Raw genomic sequence first — 7,299 nt, 5'->3', positions numbered from 1 at the left:
GTCCAGGGATAACCGTCTGCGTTGGCTTTGCGAGCGTTGCTGTAGAGGTAGGGCACGATTCTGGCGTGGAACTGCGCCGACGCCAACATCACGTCCGAGACCTCCTTGCGGAAGCTCCACGGTGGCTCACCCATGCCCATGGAAGCGTGCAGCGAGGCCCAGCGCGCATTGCGCATCATGTACATTTCCATCTTTGGCGTGCGATTGGTGCTGAAGTGATTCTCGCCAAAGGTGCCGCCCACGATATCGGGATAGACGTATGGGAAGCCGCTGTACGCGAAGGCCAGGGCGTTGACCGGTCCACGATCCTGCTGCTGGTTGTAGTTGAAATCGTTGATGCGGTGCAGGTCACCGTTGGAGGAGAGATATCCGTTGCGCTCGATGATCAACTGCTTCTGTGCGAACAGACGGTCATTCGTTGGATCGACCTTGTCATCGCGCAGGTCATAGCCGGCATAGCCGTAGAAGTCCTCTTTCCATCCGTTGATGCCGTAGTCCTGCCACTTCTTCACCAGGCCGATGTACCAGTCCAGAGCCGCCGGGTTGTGGGCATCGAGCAGGTAGTATGGCTGCTTTGGCCAGCCGCCCTTATAGACCTTTGCCTGCCCGTTTTCGGTAAGGAAGTAACCATGCTTGACGCCTTCGTCCGAGTAAGGTCCACCGACGATGAAGGTGATACGCAGGCCGAGCATGACAGCCAGCCCCTCATCGCGGAAGTGCTGGATCAGCGCCTTCGGATCGGGATACTTTGTCTTGTCCCAGTAGCCGAAGCTGGTGGTCTCATGCATGGTCTCTGGCTCAGCCGGCCAGAAGCCTGAACCGATCACCATCCAGGTCAGCGGATAGCCATCCTTCAGATAATGGTCCACACTGTCGCGGACGGTGTTCGTATTGGTCTCCCAACCAAGAGCGCCGAAGGCCTCCCAGCCCACGCCGAAGGCTTGATACTTCGGCATCTCTACCTTGTATCCGGCTGCTCTGCGGACACGCAGATACTCCGCATAAATAGCATGCGGCTCGCCGAAGAAGTAATAAAGGTGCACCTTTGCCGGCGCACGCTTCACACCCTGCACGATCTGCTGCGCGGAGGTATGAACGATCTTCGTGGTTGGATCGATCAGCAGCTCGGCGAACTGCTGCCTGGGATAGATCACAAAATTACTGACCAGCCGCGAGATTCCCTGTCCAGAGAGAAAGGCATCATCCGAGAATCCGGTAACGTCTGTCGTGAATGACTGGCCACCGGCGTTCTCATACTTCGCTCGATACACCGCATGGTCCGCCAGTCCATACGCCGGGCTTGCGCCGGAGGTTTGAAAGCGAAGCTCAGCCCCCGGCTCTGCGACACTGACTTCAAGATCCGCACAGTGTGCCGAGAGTGTCACCCTCAACGACATGCGCTTCCCTGACGTGGTGCTTCCCTCGAGCGATACTGTGCTGGATGTAGCGTTCACCCGCTTGAACCGAACCGGTTCGCCGCCAAGCAGGACGCCTGCACTGCCGTCCGGCGTTACGATATCGCCGGCTCCTGCTGCGAAGCCGTAGCGGCCTGAGGACTCGTCAAGATGAAAGGTCAGACCCTGATACTGCAGGCGGGTCTCCGCATAAAGACATGACGCACACGAGATCGCGGAGACACAAAGAAGACTGGCCAGGCGTTGCATAGTTCTCCCTGAAACAAAACATTGCAGAGGCCCGGTCTTGCGGCCGGGCCTCTGCGCATTAGAAGTGGAGCTTCGCACCCAACTGTAGCGTACGGGCTGCGTACGATGTCGTGATGACGCCCATGTTGTTATTTGTGTTCACACTGGTACCGGAGTAGGAGGCATTCGGCGCGCCGAGGTTGACATGATTCAAGGCGTTATACGCCTCAAGCCGCAACTCYAGCGAGGTTCCCTCGGTGATCCGGGTTGTTTTGAAGACCGACATATCGAAGTTGACGACGCCAGGCGCGCGCAACTTCGAGTAGAACCGAGGCGCGTTGCCGTAGGTGTAGGCAGCCGGGTTAGTGAAGGCAAGATAGTTGAAGCGACGATATTTGCCCAGCGTGTAACCGGTGGGATTCTGCATCAGCAACGACTCATTCAGGTCCGGGCGTGTTGCCGCGGAGTTATTCGCTCCGCTGAAATTCAACGGGCGTCCTGACTCCAGCGTCATGGTGGTATTGAATTGCAGGCCACCAACCAGGCGATCCATCCATCCACCTCTGTTCAGATAACGGCGATTACGCCCGAAGGGAAGATCGTAGAGCACGGCCACGATACCGCGGTGGGTGACATCGATGGCATCGACACTGTAGTCACCATCCAGATTGCGTGGATTCTGAATACCGTTCCCTGTCTGAGTAATGCCTGCAGTGGTAGCGATATCCGTATAGATCGGCAGGCTCATCAGCTTGCCGTACGTATACGATCCCTGGAACTGCAATCCCTCAGCCGCTCGACGCTGCAGCGTGACATACATGAAGTTGCCATCGAAATGTGCCGAGCGCGGAAAGCTCTGCAGCACGCTGGACATATACGGATAAGGACGCAGGAGGTTCGCACGCGAGATGGTTGCGCCATTCAGCGCGGAGTTCTCAGGAATCTTTCCGGCGTAAGGATTCGGCACCAGGGCATTGAGATACGCTGCGCCCTGCGAAGCGTAGCTGGGATCGAGCGTATTGATGTTTAACGTACCCAGATTGAAGTAGCGGCCATGGTTACCCAGGTACGAGAGATCCATCACCATCTTGAACGGCAACTGGCGCGACAGCGTAAGGGTGTACTGCATACTCTGCGGCGTGCGGGCACGGGGCACGACGTAATATCCGGTTTGGCCGCGGAAGGAGATCTGTCCAAGCGACGAGCCCAGAGGCTGCAGCGCAGGTGAAGGCACACCGTTCTTGAACAGGAAGGCGGTTCCGTAGGTCGTAGAAGCGTTGTAGCTGGTGGTAATGCGACCGAAACCATTTGAGCTTCCCGCAGCTTCGTCATACGAAGCCTGAGCCGTGGTGGGATAGTACATTGCATAACCACCACGCAGGACGGTCTTATTGTCATTCGTCAGCACAAGGGCGAAACCGAGACGCGGTCCCCAGTCGCTCCAATTCTGGTGTACAAAATTGCGGCCTTCGCCATTGAGCCCGGCAAACCGAACTGCTCCGAGATATCCGGTCACAGGGTTAACCTGCGTAATGTCGAAGTTGCCCATGCCATTCTTCTTCTCGTACGGCTGCTGCTGGAAATCCCAGCGTAGTCCGAGATTGAGCGTCAGGCGCTGGTTGGCGTGCCAGTCATCCTGCACATATCCGGCGATCTGGAACTGGCGGAAGGCTGTGCCGCGCGCCAGTTGCGTGCTCGCCGAAGAAACATTGCCGGCGAGGAAGGTGGCAAAGCTGCTACCCACATTGCCATTGGTTGTGACCAGAACAGTATCGGAGCCCTCCGCTGTGTTGTTCGAGCTGACACCGGGGAGACCGATCTTCTGTGCGTAGTTCTGGTTCGCGGTCGCTGCCTGGAACGGGAAGTCAGAGCGCAGGCCGGAGAGACGGAGATCGTTCACCATTGTCGGCGAGAAGATGTGCGTCTCCGCCAGCATTGCAGTGAAGTTCGTCAGCGTGTCATTACGGTAATAAAGCGGCCCAAAGCCCTGAGAACCATTGTTCGTGTAGTTCTGGTAGTAGGCATACCGTGCGATGATGCTATCCCTGTCGCTCAGCCGGTAGTCTCCACGTCCAAGGATCGTGCGCTCGGTCGAGACCAGCTTTGGATTTGCCAGATAGTTGTTCGCATTCGTACAGCTATCGTAGGAACCGATAGAGTTGTTCGGAGCGGGAATGAAGAGATTCATGGCCGCGATCGAAACCGGGTCCTGACGCGAGGCTGAAATCTGATTGTTTGGGAAGGCCTGACGCTGCGTCGTTGCCGAGCCTGTGTTGGGATCAAAGATCTTGAAAGGCGTGCAGGTGCCACTCACAACACGGCGCAGATCGCTGAAGTCACCACCGCGCTCTTGCACCGTCGGCACCGAATAGTAGATCGCTGAGCCGGTGACATACCGGTACTCTTCGTAGTTTCCAAAGAAGAATGCCTTATCCCGGATGATAGGGCCGCCGAAGGTGCCACCGTAGTTATTGAAGCGAAGCTCCGGCTTTGTGGTCTTGGGCAGCGCGATGGTCGCATCGAGATAGTCGTTGCGGAAGAACTCATACACCGAACCGTGAAACTGATTCGCGCTGGTGAAGCCCTGGTTGGTCGCGCCTGCGGCTGAGACCACACCCGGGCTCAATGTGGCCAGCGCAAGCACGCTGCGCCCATTCACCGGAAGCTCCTGTACAGCGCGCGTGTCGATGGTGTTGCTGATCTGGGCATCGACGACGTTCAACGCCGGCGGAGTCGACTCAACCACAATGCTGCTGTCGACGGTGCCGACCCGGAGCTGCGCATTGGTCGTCACGTGCGCGGCGGCGTCCACCACGACATTGCGTGCCGTGGTAGTCGAGAATCCGGCGACGACGATGGTGACGCTGTAGGTCCCGGGTGGCAGCGGCTGTGACTGATAGAAACCATTCTCGTTGGTCGTGGCCTCGTACTTCAGGCCGGTGGCGTCGTTGGTGACAGTGACTTTTGCATTCGGAACAACGCTTCCGGTCGGATCGACCACCGTTCCTCCGATGGTTCCAACGTCCTGCTGTGCGCGGCCGGTCATGGGCAGCGCCAGGAGGAGCAGGAAGGTTATCGCAATCCAGAAGCGCCTTGTAATTGTTCTCTGGCGGCGCAGGGAGAGTCGTATTTGTCTGGTCATATTCGTCAGGCCTCGYTACATCAAACGTTTAACTTCTCGGATTCGGCGAATACCTGGGGGAGAGCTTTCGTCGGAACGCCAGAATCCTAAGTTCGTCAGAGAAATCTTGTCAACCGTTTAATCTTCAGGCAAGATTCATTTTGTTCCGTTTGAGAGGAGTCCCTTTCGTGCACCGTCTATCTCTGTTCTGTCTGCTACTGGGCACAGCCTGCATCGCGCAAACTTCACCGCCTGCGCCGTCAAACTCCGGTGAAGCGGATTTTGCGCAGGCCGCGCGCTATCGCCAGGCCAACGAACACCTCTCGGCGGAGGTTGTCTTTCTTGGCGACTCCATCCTCGATTACTGGGGATCGCGGGAGGGAACCTGGTTCGCCTATCCCGGCTGGATCAATCGCGGCATTGGCGGCCAGACGACGCAGCAGATGCTGCTGCGCGAGCGGCACGACGCGCTCAATCTGCATCCCAAGGCGATTGTGCTCGAAGGTGGCGGCAATGATATGCGCCTTGGTTTTTCTCCAGAGGAGATCCGGGATAACTTCCTCACGATGGGTGAGTTAGCGGCATCACACGGCATCCGCGTCTACGTTGCGGAGATGACTCCCGTCTGTGACTGCGTTCGGCCTCTGACCGGCCTGCGGACAGTCGCCCGGATCCGGCAATTGAACGATCTGCTAGCCGTCATGTGCCGGGAAAAGCATTGGGAGCTGCTTCGTTTCAACGCGCCGCTGGCTGATGCGAACGGCTTGATGCGGGCGGAACTGACCGTAGATGGCGTACATCCTAAGTCTGCCGGCTATGCACTGCTGGCGCCCATCGTGGAACAGGCGCTGGCCGGCTACCGCAAGAGTCCCTAGACAACTTAAACGATTAACCTATAGTGTTTCTCTGGCAAGTTTCATTCCGGATGAGGGCAGGGTGAAGTGGTGAGAAGTCTTACGCACGTGGAAGAACGTGGCGATCTGGTCGTCGTTGGCGGCGGCCTCTCCGGCGTCTGCTGCGCAGTGACCGCGGCACGCAAGGGAATCAGTGTTCTGCTGGTGCAGGACCGCCCTGTCCTGGGCGGCAATGCCTCAAGTGAAGTACGACTGTGGGTACTGGGGGCGACCTCACACATGGGCAACAACAATCGCTGGGCTCGCGAGGGCGGCGTTATTGACGAGTTGCTCGTAGAGAACATGTGGCGCAATCCCGAGGGGAACCCGATCCTCTTCGACTCCATCCTGCTGGAAACCGTCAAGCGCGAGCCGAAGATCACCCTGCTGTTGAATACGGCTATCCATGAGCTCGATATGGAAGGCGGCGCCATCGCGCGCGTACGCGGCTATAACAGCCAGAACCAGACGGCCTACACACTGGAGGCGCCGCTCTTTGTCGATGCCTCCGGCGACGGCATTCTTGGCTTTCTCGCGGGCGCAGAGTTCCGCATGGGCGCCGAAGCCCGTTCCGAGTTCAACGAAGGCATGGCTCCGGAGACCGAGGAGCACACGCTGCTTGGTCACTCGCTCTACTTCTACAGCCGCGATACCGGTCAGCCCGTGAAGTATGTGCCGCCGGCCTTTGCACTGCAGGACATCACACGTATTCCGCGCTTCCGCGATATTCGTGTCTCAGACAGCGGCTGTCGTCTATGGTGGCTGGAATACGGCGGAGCCCTGGACACAGTCGGGCAGACAGAAGAGATCAAGTGGGAGCTGTGGGCGGTAGCGTACGGTGTATGGAACTACATCAAGAACTCCGGCGAGTTTCCGGATGCGGAGAATCTCACGCTGGAGTGGATGGGGACCATCCCCGGCAAACGCGAGAGCCGCCGCTTTATCGGCGATGTCATCCTGACGCAGAACGATGTCGTGCAGCAGAAGACCTTTCCGGATGCCGTCTCGTTTGGCGGGTGGGCGATCGACCTGCATCCTTCGGACGGAGTCTTCAGCTCAAAGCCCGGATGCACGCAGTATCACGCGAAGGGCGTCTACCAGATTCCATTCCGCAGCATGTACAGCCGCAATATTCCCAACCTGCTGTTGACCGGCCGACTGATCAGCACGACGCATATTGCGTTCGGTTCCACGCGCGTGATGGCGACCTGCGCCAGCAACGGGCAAGCTGTCGGCATGGCTGCCGTCCTCTGCGCAGAAGAGGGCTTGCAGCCGCGTGACCTGCTTGAACCTGCCCATATGCATCGGCTACAGCAGGATCTGCTCGCGGCAGGACAGCATATTCCCGGCGTTGTCTTCCAGACAGAAGCCGATCTCTCTCGCCAGGCTGTGGTCTCCGCCTCCAGTGAACTTCTATTGCAAGAACTGCCATCCTGCGGCGAGCTTGCGGAAGAGCGCTCTTACGCTCTTCTAGTCCCATTCCAGGATGGTCCGAGCCCAGCGCTGTCGCTCTATGCTGACGTAGCGAGTTCAATGACACTGCGTGCGGAGCTGTGGACCTCAGCGCACTGCGGAAACACCACTCCGGACGTGCTTGTAGCTACGCTCGATGTTCCAGTAGAAGCCGGCCGCGGTGTAGAGA

Annotated in this window: 4 protein-coding genes; 2 read left to right on the top strand and 2 right to left on the bottom strand. The window is 58.2% G+C overall.

Annotated elements, in window-relative coordinates; translation table 11 throughout:
- Together AB4043_RS18340 and AB4043_RS18335 are read right to left on the bottom strand one after the other, a co-directional pair.
- A partial coding sequence (locus AB4043_RS18340) for a TIM-barrel domain-containing protein (RefSeq protein WP_442307726.1) occupies positions 1–1,664 on the bottom strand: 1,664 nt, incomplete at its 3' end.
- A gap of 58 nt (positions 1,665–1,722) precedes the next feature.
- Entirely contained in the window at positions 1,723–4,785 is a 3,063-nt protein-coding gene (locus AB4043_RS18335) for a carboxypeptidase regulatory-like domain-containing protein (protein ID WP_442307725.1), read from the bottom strand.
- 167 nt (positions 4,786–4,952) lie between these two features.
- Here AB4043_RS18335 and AB4043_RS18330 point away from each other — a divergent pair, with 167 nt between their 5' ends.
- Positions 4,953–5,639: a GDSL-type esterase/lipase family protein gene (locus tag AB4043_RS18330; RefSeq protein ID WP_442303510.1), complete on the top strand. Its 687-nt coding sequence runs from the start codon at positions 4,953–4,955 to the stop codon at positions 5,637–5,639.
- Positions 5,640–5,726: 87 nt separating this feature from the next.
- Positions 5,727–7,299: FAD-dependent oxidoreductase (locus AB4043_RS18325; RefSeq protein WP_442307724.1), on the top strand; the 1,573-nt coding region annotated here is incomplete at its 3' end.

Source organism: Terriglobus sp. YAF25 (assembly GCF_052113305.1).
Taxonomy (GTDB): Bacteria; Acidobacteriota; Terriglobia; order Terriglobales; family Acidobacteriaceae; genus Terriglobus.
The sequence above is the reverse complement of the archived record's forward strand: the minus strand, read 5'-3'. Positions and strand labels throughout refer to the sequence as shown.